Genomic DNA, 13,843 nt, shown 5'->3' with positions numbered 1-13,843 from the left:
CGTGCTTGCCGTGCGGTGGCAAAGCGATGTCGATCCTCTGCCTCGGCAGGCTTCCGCTCAAGCTCTATTTCAGAACCGGCCGGCGGGGACGTGCGTGCGTCGATCAGCTCGATGTTCCGGCTGGCACAACCTCAGCTGTTACGCGCCGCCACGAACGTCGCCGCTTCCTTCAGCAATTGGGCATCGTCGCCATAGGGCTCAAGCAGTGCATGGGCCTGTTCGACGAGGCCGTGAAGCTGGCCGCGTGCCCAATTCGCACCATGCAAGGCCACCAGCGTCGCCTTGCCGGCGGCGGCGTCCTTGCCGGTCGCCTTGCCCATCTGGCTGGCATCGGCGGTCAAATCGAGCAGGTCGTCGGCAAGCTGGAAGGCAAGACCGATCGCCGAGCCGAATTCGGCCAGCCGCTCGCGGTCATCGGCTGGTGCACCGGCAATGAGTGCGCCTGCCTCGCAAGCGAAACGGATCAGCGCGCCGGTCTTCATCGCCTGCAGCCGGATGATGCCGGTCTCGTCCGGCGGCGCCTGTTCGGCTTCGAGGTCGAGCTTCTGGCCGCCGACCATGCCACCGGCTCCGGCCGCACGGGCAAGCGCCAGCACCAGGGCTACCCGCCGTTCCGCCGGCAGGGCGGTCGCCTCGCCAGCAATGATGTCGAAGGCCAGCGTCAGCAAGGCGTCGCCGGCCAGGATAGCGGTCGCTTCGTCGAAGGCTCTGTGCACGGTCGGCTGGCCACGGCGCAGATCGTCGTCGTCCATGGCGGGCAGATCGTCGTGTATCAGCGAATAGCAATGCACGCATTCAAGGGCTGCGGCGACGCGCAATGCCGCCTCGCCATCGGCGGAAAAAAGGGCGGCACTTTCCATGACCAGGAAAGGGCGCAGGCGCTTGCCGCCGTTCAGCACGCCGTGCCGCATCGCCGCCATCAAACGCTCAGGCCGCGCGATCTCGCCCGAAAGCGCACGGTCGTCGAGCAGCCGCCGCAGCAGCACCTCGACGGCGGCTGCCCGTCTGATCAGCGCCATTTCGAACGCCATTTGGTCGTCATTCGTCATGGCCCGGACCGGTAGCCGACACTCAGACGTTGCGCAAGAAGCCAAGCGCCATTATGCCGGGGCAGGGAGAAGCACGGGTTGGGCGGCTTGGCGGAACCGATCGTCGATCATGAAACCGAAAGACTGGACATGGCGACGAGATCGCGGGGCGTAAACCGCCGTGGTCTCAAGCGCTGGGTCCGGCGCGGCATCGTCGTGGCCGCGGTGCTGGCTTTGATTCCGGTCGTGCTGACGTTTCTGTACCTGCCATTCTTCGTGCATCCTGTCTCGACGCTGATGCTGAAGGACCTGGCGACGTTCTCCGGTTACGACCGCCGCTGGGTGTCGATCGACGACGTGTCGCCGGTGCTGGCCAATTCCGTCATCATGTCGGAGGACGGGCAGTTCTGCTTTCATCGTGGCGTCGATCTCGGCGAATTGCGGGGCGTCGTCGACGATGCGCTGGCCGGCGAAGCAACGCGCGGCGCCTCGACCATCACCATGCAGACGGTCAAGAACCTGTTTCTCTGGTCGCGGCCGCTGGGCTCGGTGCGCAAGGTGGTCGAATTGCCGCTGGCCGTCTATTTCGATGCGGTGATGTCGAAACGGCGCATTATGGAAATCTACCTCAACATCGCCGAGTGGGGGCCGGGCATCTACGGCATCGAGGCTGCGGCACAGCACCATTTCGGCGTTTCGGCAAAACAGCTGTCGCGACGGCAGGCCGCCTTGCTTGCGGTCTCCTTGCCAAATCCGATTGCCCGCAATCCGGCCAAACCCGGGCCTGGCTTGAGGCGGCTCGCCAATCTGATCGAGCGGCGCGCCGGCCGCTCCGGCGCCTATGTCGGTTGCCTCCGCTAGCCGATCCAAAAAAATTCGCGCCAGTGCTGGCCAAAACGGCACAGGGCGTGTATAGGCACCCGACTTTCTCAGATTCCGGCCCCGACATGGCCCTTTCACGAGGGCGGGCGGGGCTTTTTGACCATGTAGTGGAGCATATCCATGGCCGTTCCGAAACGAAAAACCTCTCCGTCCAAGCGCGGCATGCGCCGCTCGGCCGACGCCCTCAAGGCCCCGACCTATGTCGAGGACAAGAATTCCGGCGAAATGCGCCGTCCGCACCATATCGACCTGAAGACCGGCATGTATCGCGGTCGCCAGGTGTTGACCCCCAAGGAAAGTTGAGACCAGCTTTTTCAAAGGTTTGAATTTCCAAAAGGACCGGCCGGTGGCTGGTCCTTTTGCGTTTGGGCGGGCCGGCAGCGCAGGCGTGCACCGCCGACGTTGCAAATCCTTCGGCCGGCAATCGGCTGACATGGTTGTTGCGTGCGGTCTTCGACCGTGTTCAGCGCCGATGGCGAAACATCTTGACGACGTGGCTATGGCGCATTCTACAAAGGATCGCCCCCACATGGAGACGCCAGATGTTCGGTGCCATTCCGCTGCTGATCGTGCCTTTCGTGCTCTACAACCTCGGACTGCTGGGAATTTTCGGCAGCGGTGACGATCCGTGGGCGAGCGAGGTCTTCTCCTTCAGCATGATGTCGGGCGGCGTGTTCTCGATGACGCTGGGCGACCTGATGATACTGATCGGGCTGGTCTTCCTGTTCCTCGAAATGGCGAAGTCGGTGCGCACGACCAACGCCTCGATCATGGACCATCTTCTGTCGACGCTGGTGTTCGTGGCCTTCCTGGTCGAGTTCCTGCTGGTGAAGGGCGCCGCCCATTCCGTCTTCTTCACGCTGATGGTCATCGCGCTGTTCGATGTGCTGGCCGGATTCGCGGTGTCGATGCGATCGGCCAGCCGAGACATCAATCTGAATTAGTTCCTCAGCGAAGCGATTGGCAGAAACGCGCATCGCTTCGTCATCCCAGGGCCTCCGCGACGGAGCTTCGCTCCTACTTCGCCAAGCGATGACCAAAGTGGAGAGGATTCAGCCCGGATCGGCGGTGAAGCCGGCGGCCTCGATGCCGGCGATGGCCGCGGCTTCGTCATTGTCCGACGTGTCGCCTGAGATGCCGACGGCGCCGATGATGGCTCCGGCCTTGTCGCGGATCAGCACGCCGCCGACCACCGGCAGCACGCGTCCGCCCGAGACGTCCGAGATGCCGGCGACGAGATGCGGACGCTCCTTGGCGAAGGCCTCGACTTTGCGTGAGCCCATGCCGATGGCGAGCGCACCGTAGGCCTTGCCGGCCGACATTTGCGGGCGCAGGAACGAGGCGCCGTCCTGGCGCTGGAAGGCGACCAGATGCCCGCCGGCATCAAGCACCGAAACGCCGAGCGGCTTGAGCTTGAGATCGGCGCCCTTGGCAAAGGCGGCATCGATGATTTGCCTGGCTTTTTCGAGCGGCAGTGCGGTCATGGCAGTCTCCTGTTTGAAAACGCGTCGATCATCGACCGTCGACGGGCGAGATAACATCCCCGTTTCGGTTGAAATTGCTTCGCGTGAAGGGGCGGGATGGAAGCAGCTTTCACCGATACCATCAGGACAGGCATTAGCGCTTATGGCTCAAGGGGTGGCTGCTATTTTTTCTTGGCGCGGGCCGGCTTCTTGGCGGGTGCCGCCGGCGCATTGGCTAGGTCTTCGGCTTCCTTGGCGAGACGCAGCGCCCGCAGCTTGTTGGTCTTGGCCTGGCGGGCGTCGCTCTCGGCGACGTATTCGGCCATCGCCTTCTGGCGGACGGTTGCCGCCTCTTCCTGCTTCTTGAAACGCAGGTCGGCGCGCGCGCGGGCAGCATCCCGAGAGTTTTCAACCAAGACCTTATCCAATCCCGTAAATTGTGATTTTCCGCCTCTTCTAGCAGAGTCGGCCCCAAAACGGGAAAATAAGTTAATTACGCGGCTGTGCTGGCGGCGGGGGCCTTGCTGGCAACCACGGCCTCATAGGCGGCCTGCAAGGTCGCGCGGACAGAAGGACCCGCTGCAGTATCGAGCGGCATGCCGAGATGTTCATGGCGCAACTCGTCCATGAATTTGTCCCACATCGGCTGTCCGCCCTTTTCCAGAAGTTCGGCGCGGATCGACAGTTCTTCGCTGACCGGCAGCCAGACGCGGCCCCAGGCGCCGAGATGGGCCAGGATCGGCACCAGCGTGATCGCCATTTCGGTCAGGCTGTAGATCGCCTTCTGCTTGTGCGAGGGGTCGTCGGCTTTGGTCAGCATGCCCAGCTCCATCAGCCGCTTCAGCCGGTCGGCGAGGATGTTGGAGGCGATGCCTTCCATCGATCCGTTGAGCAGCTCGCGAAAATGACGCCTGCCGCCGAAGATCATGTCGCGAAGGATGATCAGGCTCCAGCGATCGCCGAAGACTTCCAGCGACAGGTTGATCGGACACCCGGACCGGCGATCCATGCTCATGAGATTTTTCTCCAAAACCGGTTGCATTATCGTATCGGTTTTATTATCGTGCAACCGATTGCAGAATGCAATCGGTATTGCAGGAGAGGAGGCCGCACCGTGACGACGACCGAACGCCCCGAAATCATATCCGAAACCTTTGGCGATCCGGCGAACCCGCCGCTGTTGCTGATCATGGGAGCGATGGCTTCGATGCTGTGGTGGCCGGAGGCGTTCTGCCGGAAACTGGCCGGTGCCGACCTGTTCGTGATCCGCTATGACAATCGCGACACCGGCCGTTCGACCAAATACAAGCCGGGAGAGCCGCCCTACACGTTCGATGATATGGCCGACGATGCAATGCGCGTTCTCGACGACCACGGCATCGGCAAGGCGAATGTCGTCGGCATGTCGATGGGCGGCATGATCGCGCAGCTTGTGGCGTTGAAACACCCGTCCCGTGTCGCATCGCTGACCGTCATCAGCAGCTCGCCCGTGGGAACCGACACTTCGCACCTTCCGCAGACGAGCGATGCCTATATCGAGCATTCGGCCGAGGGCGCCAAAGTCGATTGGTCGGACCGTGGCCAGGTGATCGATTTCACCGTCAGGGATGCGCGGGCGATCGCCAGCATCGCACATCCATTCGACGAGGCCCGGATGCGTGCCTTTGTCGAGCAGGATCACGACCGCTCCGGCGGCTTCCTGAGCGCGACCAACCATTTCATGCTCAAGGGCGGCGACGCCTGGAAGGGCCGCCTGCACGAGATCGCGGCGCCGCTGCTGGTCATCCATGGCACGGCTGATCCGATCTTTCCGGTCGAACATGGCGAGGCGCTGGCCGAGGCGGTCACAGGCGCGAAAATTCTCCGGTTCGGAGGCGGCGGCCACGAGCTGCACCCGGACGACTGGGAGGTGATTGTCGCAGGCATCGTCGCCCAGGCCCATGTCGCTTGAAGCGGCAAGCGGGCCTTGACGGGCCATGCTTGCCGCAGTGTCTGACCCTTGATGAGCAGCACGGCACCGGCCATCGATGAACCACGAAACAGATAAGCAAAAAATGTCCCTGACGCTTCATTTCCATCCGTTGGCCTCTTTCTGCTGGAAGCCGTTGATCGCGCTGTATGAGAACGTGACGCCGTTCACGCCAGTCATCGTCGATCTTGGCGATGCTGAATCGCGCGGGGCCTTCCTGAAGATTTCGCCGGCCGGCAAGATGCCGGCGCTGCGCGACGATGCGCGCGACCGCACGGTGCTGGAATCGACCATCGTTGTCGAATATCTGGCCGCGCATTATCCGGGGCCGATCGACCTCGTTCCCGCCGACATCGACTTGGCGCTGGCCGTCCGCCAGGCCGATCGCTTCTATGATTTTTATGTGCAGGAGCCGATGCAGAAGATCGTCGGCGACCGGTTGCGGCCACAGGACAAGACCGACCCGTTCGGCGTCGAGCAGGCCCGCGACCAGTTGCGCAATTCCTACGCCATCATCGAACAAGACATGCAGTCGAAGATCTGGGCGATGGGCGACACCTTCACCATGGCCGATTGCGCGGCGTCCCCGGCGCTGTTCTATGCCAACAAGGTCGAGCCGTTCGGCGACAAATACCCGGCCGTGAAGCGCTATCACGACCGGCTGGTGCACCGGCCGGCTTTCGCCCGGGTGATCGAGGAGGCGCAGCCCTACTTCAAGTTCTTCCCCTACAATAATGGCTGATCGGGATGCTGCACGATCTCGCCCCAGACGCTCGCCGATACGGTCGGTCAACTGACCGAGCCGCTGGCAATGACACTGAGAAGCTCAGGCTTCCCAGAACTGATCGAGCCAGATGTTGAGTTTGAGGAAGCCGGTGCCGCTCACCGTATAGACGCGCCTTGTTCCTTCCGGCTTGGCGTGGACCAGGCCGGCATCGAGCAGCACTTTCAGATGCTGCGAAACGGCTGGGCGCGACACCGGCAAGCCGGCGGCCAGTTCGGTGACGGTTTTCGGGCCGCGGCGAAGTTCTTCCAGAAGATGGCGCCGGTTGGGATCGGCAATCGCCATGAAGGCGTCGGAAAACATCATGCCTGTATTAGTGCGGCAAAGCCTTTCGAATCTCAACCGTCTGCTTCTGCTTTTCTTCTGGGATCAAGCCGCAATGCTTCCGGTGTCACCGAACGGTCGGCCGGCTGCGTCTTGAAGGCGTCACGATCGCCGATCGGCACCGGAGCGCGGCGGCTGATGCGCAGCAGCGTATAGCCCGCCAGGCAAAGATGCGCGAAGGCGGTCGCCAGGAACAGGCCTTCCGGGCGCATCCAGCCCATCAGGGCGGCGGCCAGCAAGGGTCCGATCATCGTGCCGAAGCCGTAGAGCAGCAGCAGGCCGCCCGACACCTTGACGAAATCCTCCGAGCGCGCGTGGTCGTTGGCATGCGCCACGGCGATCGAATAGAGCGTGTAGGCGAAGGCGCCATAGGCTGCGGTGAAGACGATGACGAAGACGCCGGAGCGTGGCTCGAACAGGAAGATCAGGAGCGCGAACAAGGCCGCGCCGAAAGCAGCGCCCGCCAGCACGAAACGCCGGTCGGTCTTGTCGGACATGCGCCCGGCGGGAAGCTGCATGGCGGCACCGGCAACGACCACAAGGCTCATCATCAGGGCGATCTCGGCCGTGGAGATGCCGATACGGGCGCCGTAGACCGCGCCAAGCGTGCCCCAGGCCCCGTTGGCGATGCCGATCAACACGCAGGCGACCGCCGAAACCGGCGAATTGGCATAAAGGCCTTTGACGTCGAGCGAGACATCCTGCAGCGGCTTGGGGTGGGAGGCGCTCGAGACCGCGGTCGGAATGAGCGACAGGCAAAACAGGATGCCGGTGATCATGAACAGCGACGCCGATTTCACGTCGCCGCCGGCGACGATCATCTGCCCGCCCATGATCGAGGCATAAGTGACCATCATGTAGAGGCCGAAGACGGTCCCGCGGTTCTCGTTGGTGGCCTTCTCGTTCAGCCAGCTTTCGATGACCATGAAGGCACCGGCCATGGTGAAGCCTGTGAAGGCGCGCAGCAGGATCCAGACATATTCGTTGATGATCAACCCGGTGAGCAGCGCCACGATGGCGCCGGATGCGGCAAAGGCGCCAAATGCGCGCACGTGGCCTGCGCGGCGCACGATGCGCGGTGCGAAGAAGCAGCCAGTGACGAAGCCGCCGGCCCACGCCGTGCCCATCAGGCCGAGCGATGCGGTCGAGAAACCTTCCAGTTGACCGCGCAGGGGCAAGAGCAGCCCATGCAATCCAGATGCCGCCAGCAGGAAAGCGGTGCCGCGAAGCAGCGAGAGGATCGGTCTGTAGGTTGCGAACATTGTTTGATCCGGCTCAGGTTTGGCGGGGACGCTGGGTCTGAAGACAGTCGCATTCGGGCTTTTCGGCGGCGGGCTTTGCGCCCGCGCGGCTATCCGCGGCGGAACAGTGCTTCGGCCGCGGATTTGGTGGTGTCCTTGGCCTTGAGTTCGGCTTCCAGGCGGGCGATTTCGTCGCGCAGGATGCCGATCCGCTCGGTCAAGTCGCTGACGGAAAGCAGTGACAGGTCCTGCCCGATCTCGTGCGGGCGCGCCTTCTTCTTGGGTTCGTCGTCGAAGATCGCCATCGTCGCTCCTCCTCCGCCAAGACCAGATTGGCCATTTGCCTGATTTGGCAATCAGCATACATAGGGCAGGGGCGTCGATGCAAACAGCCGATCGGATAACGGCGAGGAAAGACGGGAAATCTCATGGCGAGCGGACAGAAAATTCCGGCAAGGATGACGGCCATCGCGATCTCGGAGCCGGGTGGCCCTCGGGTGCTGAAGCCGGAAACACGCGACGTGCCGCAGCCCGGGCCCGGCGAGATCCTGATCAAGGTGCATGCCGCCGGCGTCAACCGGCCCGACGTCCAGCAGCGCAAAGGCGCCTATCCGCCACCACCCGGCGCATCCGACCTGCCGGGCCTCGAGGCGTCGGGTGAAGTGGCGGCCCTTGGCGACGACATATCACGCTGGCGCATTGGCGACCGCGTCTGTGCACTGACGCCCGGCGGCGGCTATGCCGAATATGTCAAGGTCCATGCCGGCAGCGTGCTGCCGTTGCCCGCCGGCTTCACCCATACCGAAGCCGCGGCAGTGCCGGAGAATTACTTCACCGTCTGGCACAATGTGTTCGAGCGTGGCGCCCTCAAGAAAGGCGAGACGCTGCTCGTCCATGGCGGCTCGTCCGGCATCGGCACGACAGCAATCCAGCTTGCCTCGGCCTTTGGCGCCTATGTCATCACCACCGCGGGCAGCAAGGAGAAATGCGACGCCTGCCTGAAGCTCGGCGCAGACCGGGCGATCAACTATCGCGAGGAGGATTTCGTCGCCGCAGTCAAGGAGGCGACGGGGGGCAAGGGCGCCAATGTCATCCTCGACATGGTCGGCGGCGACTATGTGGGGCGCAACTACGAGGCTGCTGCGGTTGAGGGCCGGATCGTCCAGATCGCCGTGCAGGCCGGTGCTGTCGCAAGCGCGGATTTTTCGAAGATCATGGTCAAGCGGCTTACCCACACCGGGTCGACGCTGAGGCCACGCACCGTCGAGTTCAAGGCGGCGATCGCGGCGGCGCTGGAAGCGCAGGTGTGGCCGTTGCTCGGCACGCGCAAGGTTGCTCCTGTCATGGACATGATCTTCCCGCTCAGCGAAGCATGGCGGGCGCATGAGCGGATGGAAGACGGCGAACATATCGGCAAGATCGTGCTCGACGTCGGCTAGGCCGTATCGATACTCGGCCGGCCTGCAGGCCGGCCGAGCGAGGTCCGCGCCCGTGGCTGCCTACAAGATGAACAGAAGCTTAATGCTGCAATGCAGCATTTGCATCATTGCTATGCAAAATCAGCCATTCAAGTCCTCATCGATGACGCCTATTTGAGCACCATCGAAACGAACATCATTTTGGAGGACTACCATGAACCCGATCCGCGCTTTCCGTAACTGGCGTATGTACACCGAGACCGTCCGCGAACTGAACCGTCTCAACGCACGTCAACTCAGCGATCTCGGCATCAACCGCGCCGACATCGAAAAGATCGCCCGCAGGGCCATCTGAATTCGAGCATGGTTCGCTGTAGGGTGGCTCACCGTTTCACGGAAACGCTGAACCGCTCTAGCTCCTGCCGATGCGACTCCGGACGGAAAACCGTTTCACGCTTTTCCCGGAATTGCTCTAAGGAGCGGACCTTGCCGTAGAAGCAAGAGCCGGAGCTGACGGTTTTGCCGTCGCCGGTTCCGAGCCCGCTGGACCCCGTCCGGCGGGTTTTGTCTTTTTGGGGCCATCAACCGCATGCGCTCGACAGCAATCTGAGGTTGACCTTCAACGGCCGCCCTTGCGCAAGGGAGGCCGCCAGCCGCGCCTCTGCGGGGTCGATCGAGAAACCTACTTCGACAAGTGGTTCAACTACAATGGACGGTGGACGCTCACCCAACTCTACGATCATGCCGTGACCGATCCGGTACCGCTCTCAATGGATTTCGTCAGTGCCAACAATCTGGACCCATACGATTCTGATGGCCTGCGCGCCACGAGCGAGACCGGCATCTGGTTCACCTATGTGCCGGACATGGACGGCTACGTAACGGTTTTCTGGCTATCGGACCGCGTAACCTATCGCCTGTTCAGACAATACCATCCGCGCGATGCGGACGGCTGGGCGAATGGTTGGCTCTCGGTGGAAGGGGTTGTCGGCATCTGGACGAACAATTCATTCGCAGGTCGCGACTACGTCGAAATTTCGAGCAGCAACGGCAATGCGCACGACACGCTACAAGCGAGCGGGGTCCTTTTCATTCACAACAGTACATACCCCGTCCAGGCAGGAAAACCGGTCCATGTGCTGATCGGAACGCGGTCGAAAATCTTTAGTGTTTGCGACGGAACGGGCATCAACTTGGGGGCCGGCGTTGTCGCGCGAATTGATCACCCCATTTCCATCTTCACGCGAGCGGGGCTGGAGCCATATTCGCCGTTCTACTGAACCTGGATGACAACTGGGCCGCTACCGTTTCGAGGCATTCGACCTCGGGTAAGGTGGAGCTGTCGGGCCGATACCGACAGGCCGGAAAGCCGACGCGCGATTTTTTGCGCCATCCGTCGAACAAGGGACGGCCGCGCTCCGGGCGATCTGACGGTCTTGGGAGCGCGCAGCGCACGCGGTGCGGTCTTGGCTCCAAAAACGTTGCGAAACGACCCGAGAGCGGTTATACAGACCGCGAATTTCCCATTTTGGTGGCTCTAAACCACCGCCCGCGCGGGAACGCGGGCGAACGAGAAGGATTTGTAAAATGGCCAATACGCTGCTGATGCCCAAGGCGACCGCTGTCTGGCTGGTCGACAATACCGCACTTTCCTTCGAGCAGATCGCGCAGTTCTGCGGGCTGCACCCGCTCGAGGTCAAGGCAATCGCCGACGGTGAATCGGCGCAAGGCATCAAGGGCATGGACCCGATCATGACCGGACAGCTGACCCGCGACGAGATCGCCCGTGCCGAGAAGGACCCGAACCAGCGCCTGAAGCTTTCGGACCCCAAGGTCCGGGTGCCCGAATCCAAGCGCAAGGGGCCGCGCTACACGCCGCTGTCGAAGCGCCAGGACCGGCCGAACGCGATTCTGTGGCTGGTGCGCAACCATCCCGAGCTCAAGGACGCGCAGATCTCGCGCCTCGTCGGCACCACCAAGTCGACGATCGAACAGATCCGTGAGCGCAAGCACTGGAATTCGGCCAATCTGCAGCCGATGGATCCTGTCACGTTGGGCCTCGCCTCGCAGATCGACCTCGACATGGAAGTCAATCGCGCCTCGCGCGGCCGCGAACAGGCGCAGCCGGTCGGCGACACGCTGCTGCCGGCGGCCTTGACCGAGCGGCTGGTGCCGGCTCCCGAGAAGCCCAAGGACGAGGATGCCGAACTCGACGCCAACGCCGTGTTCGCCAAGCTTTCGGCCTTGAAGTCGAAGAACACGGACAATGACGACGACGAGTGAGGTTGTCTGACATTCTAATAAAAGCCCGCTTCGAGCGGGCTTTTTATTGGGTCAACAACTCAGCTGCGCGCCGCGCGATCCGGCGCCATGCCATAATCTTCGCTGCGCTCCACCGCGCGGTAGAAGTCGGCAAGCTGCTTGCCGCGCTCGGGCTTGAAGATGCGGCCAGCGATGACCACGGAGGCGATGCGATCGATGCGGAAGGCGCGAAAATCGTCGCGCATCTCGCACCAGGCGACCAGCGTCCACACCTTGCCCCAAAACCACAGGCCGAGCGGGCGGATATCGCGGGCGGTGCCGCGGCCGGCCTCGTCGGAATAGTCGATGGTCAGCACCTGCCGTTTTTCGACCGCGCGCTCGATCAGGTCAATCGCCTCGCGAGCAGCGTCGCTGACCACCCACATCGGTGTGTGGATCTCAGTGCGGGCGATGCGGTCTTTCTCGGCATCGGGCAATACGGCGCCGATCTTGACCAGCGCCTCGTCGGCGGCCCTCGCCATGGCGGCACCGCCAAAGGCGCGCACCATGCGGGCGCCGGCGACCAGCGCGACGATCTCGTCACGCGTGAACATCAGCGGCGGAAGGTCGAAACCCTCCCTCATCATATAGCCAACGCCGGCCTCGCCGTCGATCGGCACTCCGGTCGACTGCAAATCGGCAATGTCGCGATAGATGGTTCGCTCGGAAACTTCGAGCCACGTGCCGAGCTTCTGGGCAGTGACCAGTCGGCCACCGCGCAGATGCTGCACGATCTGGAAGAGCCTGTCGGCGCGGCGCATCGTATGGTCCCTCGGCGTTGTCTCTATGCATGTCGCCCGAAACCGGTCCACCTCTGGGTGGCATGCATCGTGTTTTCGCGCATGCCGCTATCCCAAAACCGCAGAACACTTTTGGGCGGCATGTATCATGGCTTCAGCCCTTCGCGCTTGCGCTGCGCGGCGACGAACTCCGCGCCGAAGGACAGTTTCTTCGTCGTCGGTGTTTTCGCATCGAGCACGCGCCAGAATGGTGCCACGCCACTCAGCGTCATACCGCGCTGGAGGTCCTCGTTGGCGGCTTCGGCAACAGTGCGCAGATGATAGCCTATGGTGACCGGGCATGTCACTTCGGCGCCATGCTCTATGGCAAGTGCTGTACGCAGCGCACGCATATCCATCTCGACGCCTTCGGGAATCGAGCGGATGAAATCATCGACCTGGCGCGCCGTCGGCACCAGCATAGGCTGGCCTTCGACGACATCGGCCATCGTGCGCGGCGTCGGCCTCACGCCGTTGATGCCTGGTGTGCTCAGTCTGTCGTTCCAACTCTTCATCGATCGTCCTTTAACGCCAATGCGCAGTGTCCGAAGCTGGCACCATTGCACGCCCCTCCTGACAGCATACTGTCAGGAGGCTTCAGCGTACTCCTTGGCGAACAGCGTCCGCATCTGTGCGAGATCGCTGCCTCTTTCGGGGTAGAGCGCCTTCAGAAAGGCGAGTGCGAAGGTGCCTGGTGCCGAGCCCGGTGCGGAAACGATGTTGCCGTCGGCTACGGCATGCGGCACATCCTCGTAGTTCTCGGCACCGGCATAACCGGCTTCATGACCCTTGATCCACTCGCGGCCATTGCTGGTATGCCTGGCCTTCTCGAAAAGGCCGGCTCGGGCCAGCGCCAGCGTGCCGGCGCAGATGCCGCCGACCACGCCGCCGCGCGATGCAATGGCGGCAAGCAGGTCGCCTACATCAGGCGGTGCCTTGCCCGTCCACCGGTCGGAACCAATGACGGCAATGGCATAGAGATCGGCATTCTCGCCGGCGCCTGTTGCGCGATCGGGGATCAGCCGAAAGCCGCTAATGCCCGTCACCTGCTTGCCATCAGGCGTCAGCGACACGGCACGGGCGCCGAACCATTCGACCGCCGAGGCCGCCAGCAGCCCATACTCCCAGTCAGCGAAGCCTTCGATGAAAAGGAAACCGATTGTCTTTTGTTCGGGCATAAGCGCGCTCCGCGTGTCGACCTGTTACCCTGCTTGTTATCTGGGCGTTGACGCGCCCACATCCAATCGCCGGGTCGAAAAATTGGCTTCAATTGCCGCGAGAGCCACGGTCGGCGTACATGTCGGGCCAGCCGATATCCTTGCGAATGTCCGCCGGCAGCGAGTTCATGAACCGCTGGGTGCGGATCTCGTTGCGCATCGTCCGGATCTTGCCGACATAGTGCTGCATGCCGCGCAGAATGGTGTAACCGTTCATGGCTAAGTCTCCTCTCTCTGTGTAGAGGCACTATCGCATACCCCTCCTGACAGCAGTCTGTCAGGAGGATGTCAGGGCGCGAGACAATAGTTGCGGCCGGTGCGCGCGCCGCAGGCAAGGCATCGCTTCTCGCCGCATCGAGCGGTGCCTCAAGGCAGGTTTGCGACGTCCGATTGTTCATGGCGACGACGTTGTTTTCGGCGCCGCTGTTCAGCGTCCG

The 13,843-nt window shown here is 62.7% G+C and carries 20 protein-coding genes; 9 read left to right on the top strand and 11 right to left on the bottom strand.

From position 1 onward, the window contains the following. Positions 1 to 131: 131 nt before the first annotated feature. Positions 132 to 1,049: a polyprenyl synthetase family protein gene (locus NKI21_RS20440; protein ID WP_352442020.1), complete on the bottom strand. Its 918-nt coding sequence runs from the start codon at positions 1,047 to 1,049 to the stop codon at positions 132 to 134. 78 nt (positions 1,050 to 1,127) lie between these two features. Between NKI21_RS20440 and NKI21_RS20435 the strand changes: the two genes are divergently transcribed. The 3 genes from NKI21_RS20435 (at position 1,128) to NKI21_RS20425 (ending at position 2,854) form a co-directional block, all read left to right on the top strand. Further along, positions 1,128 to 1,889, top strand: coding sequence for a transglycosylase domain-containing protein (locus NKI21_RS20435; RefSeq protein ID WP_031213164.1), 762 nt, complete (start codon positions 1,128 to 1,130; stop codon positions 1,887 to 1,889). Positions 1,890 to 2,030: 141 nt separating this feature from the next. Next, positions 2,031 to 2,213 (top strand): 50S ribosomal protein L32, encoded by a 183-nt coding sequence (gene rpmF, locus NKI21_RS20430; RefSeq protein ID WP_008834724.1) that lies wholly within the window; start codon positions 2,031 to 2,033, stop codon positions 2,211 to 2,213. 239 nt (positions 2,214 to 2,452) lie between these two features. Next, a complete protein-coding gene (locus tag NKI21_RS20425; RefSeq protein WP_023810946.1) occupies positions 2,453 to 2,854 on the top strand; it encodes a hypothetical protein in 402 nt (133 codons plus the stop codon). Between the two features lie 108 nt (positions 2,855 to 2,962). On the opposite strand, the gene NKI21_RS20420 is transcribed toward NKI21_RS20425, so the two are convergent. The 3 genes from NKI21_RS20420 to NKI21_RS20410 all read right to left on the bottom strand — a co-directional run bounded on the left by NKI21_RS20420 (position 2,963) and on the right by NKI21_RS20410 (position 4,388). Further along, a complete protein-coding gene (locus tag NKI21_RS20420) occupies positions 2,963 to 3,394 on the bottom strand; it encodes a GlcG/HbpS family heme-binding protein (protein WP_023810947.1) in 432 nt (143 codons plus the stop codon). Positions 3,395 to 3,555: 161 nt separating this feature from the next. After that, positions 3,556 to 3,789, bottom strand: coding sequence for a hypothetical protein (locus NKI21_RS20415; protein ID WP_023810948.1), 234 nt, complete (start codon positions 3,787 to 3,789; stop codon positions 3,556 to 3,558). 77 nt (positions 3,790 to 3,866) lie between these two features. Beyond that, positions 3,867 to 4,388, bottom strand: a complete 522-nt coding sequence (locus tag NKI21_RS20410) for a winged helix-turn-helix transcriptional regulator (protein ID WP_023810949.1) — start codon at positions 4,386 to 4,388, stop codon at positions 3,867 to 3,869. 99 nt (positions 4,389 to 4,487) lie between these two features. Between NKI21_RS20410 and NKI21_RS20405 the strand changes: the two genes are divergently transcribed. Both NKI21_RS20405 and NKI21_RS20400 read left to right on the top strand, forming a co-directional pair. Beyond that, on the top strand, positions 4,488 to 5,324 hold the full coding sequence (locus NKI21_RS20405; protein WP_023810950.1) for an alpha/beta fold hydrolase: 837 nt from the start codon (positions 4,488 to 4,490) through the stop codon (positions 5,322 to 5,324). Positions 5,325 to 5,427: 103 nt separating this feature from the next. Next, the gene (locus NKI21_RS20400; protein ID WP_023810951.1) at positions 5,428 to 6,084 is read left to right on the top strand and encodes a glutathione S-transferase family protein; all 657 of its coding nucleotides are present in this window, start codon (positions 5,428 to 5,430) and stop codon (positions 6,082 to 6,084) included. A gap of 84 nt (positions 6,085 to 6,168) precedes the next feature. On the opposite strand, the gene NKI21_RS20395 is transcribed toward NKI21_RS20400, so the two are convergent. The 3 genes from NKI21_RS20395 to NKI21_RS20385 form a co-directional block, all read right to left on the bottom strand. Next, positions 6,169 to 6,432 (bottom strand): ArsR/SmtB family transcription factor, encoded by a 264-nt coding sequence (locus NKI21_RS20395; protein ID WP_013529232.1) that lies wholly within the window; start codon positions 6,430 to 6,432, stop codon positions 6,169 to 6,171. A 32-nt stretch (positions 6,433 to 6,464) separates the two neighbouring features. Then, positions 6,465 to 7,712: an MFS transporter gene (locus NKI21_RS20390; RefSeq protein ID WP_023810952.1), complete on the bottom strand. Its 1,248-nt coding sequence runs from the start codon at positions 7,710 to 7,712 to the stop codon at positions 6,465 to 6,467. Between the two features lie 89 nt (positions 7,713 to 7,801). Continuing rightward, a complete protein-coding gene (locus NKI21_RS20385) occupies positions 7,802 to 7,996 on the bottom strand; it encodes a DUF1192 domain-containing protein (protein WP_023810953.1) in 195 nt (64 codons plus the stop codon). 123 nt (positions 7,997 to 8,119) lie between these two features. On the opposite strand from NKI21_RS20385, the gene NKI21_RS20380 reads away from it, so the two are divergent. From NKI21_RS20380 to NKI21_RS20365, 4 genes are all read left to right on the top strand, one after another. Further along, on the top strand, positions 8,120 to 9,130 hold the full coding sequence (locus NKI21_RS20380) for an NAD(P)H-quinone oxidoreductase (RefSeq protein ID WP_032909131.1): 1,011 nt from the start codon (positions 8,120 to 8,122) through the stop codon (positions 9,128 to 9,130). Positions 9,131 to 9,323: 193 nt separating this feature from the next. Further along, on the top strand, positions 9,324 to 9,464 hold the full coding sequence (locus tag NKI21_RS20375) for a DUF1127 domain-containing protein (protein ID WP_013529236.1): 141 nt from the start codon (positions 9,324 to 9,326) through the stop codon (positions 9,462 to 9,464). Between the two features lie 277 nt (positions 9,465 to 9,741). After that, positions 9,742 to 10,389 carry a hypothetical protein gene (locus tag NKI21_RS20370; RefSeq protein ID WP_023810956.1) on the top strand — a complete coding sequence of 216 codons (648 nt, stop codon included), beginning with the start codon at positions 9,742 to 9,744 and terminating at the stop codon, positions 10,387 to 10,389. A gap of 307 nt (positions 10,390 to 10,696) precedes the next feature. Then, a complete protein-coding gene (locus NKI21_RS20365; protein ID WP_023810957.1) occupies positions 10,697 to 11,392 on the top strand; it encodes a DUF1013 domain-containing protein in 696 nt (231 codons plus the stop codon). 59 nt (positions 11,393 to 11,451) lie between these two features. On the opposite strand, the gene NKI21_RS20360 is transcribed toward NKI21_RS20365, so the two are convergent. The 4 genes from NKI21_RS20360 to NKI21_RS20345 form a co-directional block, all read right to left on the bottom strand. Further along, the gene (locus tag NKI21_RS20360; protein WP_013529238.1) at positions 11,452 to 12,171 is read right to left on the bottom strand and encodes a helix-turn-helix transcriptional regulator; all 720 of its coding nucleotides are present in this window, start codon (positions 12,169 to 12,171) and stop codon (positions 11,452 to 11,454) included. 125 nt (positions 12,172 to 12,296) lie between these two features. Beyond that, positions 12,297 to 12,704 (bottom strand): hypothetical protein, encoded by a 408-nt coding sequence (locus tag NKI21_RS20355; RefSeq protein WP_023810958.1) that lies wholly within the window; start codon positions 12,702 to 12,704, stop codon positions 12,297 to 12,299. Positions 12,705 to 12,776: 72 nt separating this feature from the next. Next, positions 12,777 to 13,367 carry a DJ-1/PfpI family protein gene (locus NKI21_RS20350; RefSeq protein WP_023810959.1) on the bottom strand — a complete coding sequence of 197 codons (591 nt, stop codon included), beginning with the start codon at positions 13,365 to 13,367 and terminating at the stop codon, positions 12,777 to 12,779. An 88-nt stretch (positions 13,368 to 13,455) separates the two neighbouring features. Continuing rightward, entirely contained in the window at positions 13,456 to 13,623 is a 168-nt protein-coding gene (locus NKI21_RS20345; RefSeq protein ID WP_023810960.1) for a hypothetical protein, read from the bottom strand. Positions 13,624 to 13,843: the final 220 nt, after the last annotated feature.

This window comes from Mesorhizobium sp. M0715 (genome assembly GCF_040320355.1).
Lineage (GTDB): Bacteria > Pseudomonadota > Alphaproteobacteria > Rhizobiales > Rhizobiaceae > Mesorhizobium.
The sequence above is the reverse complement of the archived record's forward strand: the minus strand, read 5'-3'. Positions and strand labels throughout refer to the sequence as shown.

Excerpts from the sequence above, each read along its gene's own strand:
- NKI21_RS20440 (WP_352442020.1), bottom strand. The coding sequence starts at position 1,049 with ATGACGAATGACGACCAAATGGCGTTCGAAATGGCGCTGATCAGACGG.
- rpmF (WP_008834724.1), top strand. The coding sequence starts at position 2,031 with ATGGCCGTTCCGAAACGAAAAACCTCTCCGTCCAAGCGCGGCATGCGC.
- NKI21_RS20425 (WP_023810946.1), top strand. The coding sequence starts at position 2,453 with ATGTTCGGTGCCATTCCGCTGCTGATCGTGCCTTTCGTGCTCTACAAC.
- NKI21_RS20420 (WP_023810947.1), bottom strand. The coding sequence starts at position 3,394 with ATGACCGCACTGCCGCTCGAAAAAGCCAGGCAAATCATCGATGCCGCC.
- NKI21_RS20410 (WP_023810949.1), bottom strand. The coding sequence starts at position 4,388 with ATGAGCATGGATCGCCGGTCCGGGTGTCCGATCAACCTGTCGCTGGAA.
- NKI21_RS20400 (WP_023810951.1), top strand. The coding sequence starts at position 5,428 with ATGTCCCTGACGCTTCATTTCCATCCGTTGGCCTCTTTCTGCTGGAAG.
- NKI21_RS20395 (WP_013529232.1), bottom strand. The coding sequence starts at position 6,432 with ATGATGTTTTCCGACGCCTTCATGGCGATTGCCGATCCCAACCGGCGC.
- NKI21_RS20390 (WP_023810952.1), bottom strand. The coding sequence starts at position 7,712 with ATGTTCGCAACCTACAGACCGATCCTCTCGCTGCTTCGCGGCACCGCT.
- NKI21_RS20385 (WP_023810953.1), bottom strand. The coding sequence starts at position 7,996 with ATGGCGATCTTCGACGACGAACCCAAGAAGAAGGCGCGCCCGCACGAG.
- NKI21_RS20380 (WP_032909131.1), top strand. The coding sequence starts at position 8,120 with ATGGCGAGCGGACAGAAAATTCCGGCAAGGATGACGGCCATCGCGATC.
- NKI21_RS20375 (WP_013529236.1), top strand. The coding sequence starts at position 9,324 with ATGAACCCGATCCGCGCTTTCCGTAACTGGCGTATGTACACCGAGACC.
- NKI21_RS20365 (WP_023810957.1), top strand. The coding sequence starts at position 10,697 with ATGGCCAATACGCTGCTGATGCCCAAGGCGACCGCTGTCTGGCTGGTC.
- NKI21_RS20360 (WP_013529238.1), bottom strand. The coding sequence starts at position 12,171 with ATGCGCCGCGCCGACAGGCTCTTCCAGATCGTGCAGCATCTGCGCGGT.
- NKI21_RS20355 (WP_023810958.1), bottom strand. The coding sequence starts at position 12,704 with ATGAAGAGTTGGAACGACAGACTGAGCACACCAGGCATCAACGGCGTG.
- NKI21_RS20350 (WP_023810959.1), bottom strand. The coding sequence starts at position 13,367 with ATGCCCGAACAAAAGACAATCGGTTTCCTTTTCATCGAAGGCTTCGCT.
- NKI21_RS20345 (WP_023810960.1), bottom strand. The coding sequence starts at position 13,623 with ATGAACGGTTACACCATTCTGCGCGGCATGCAGCACTATGTCGGCAAG.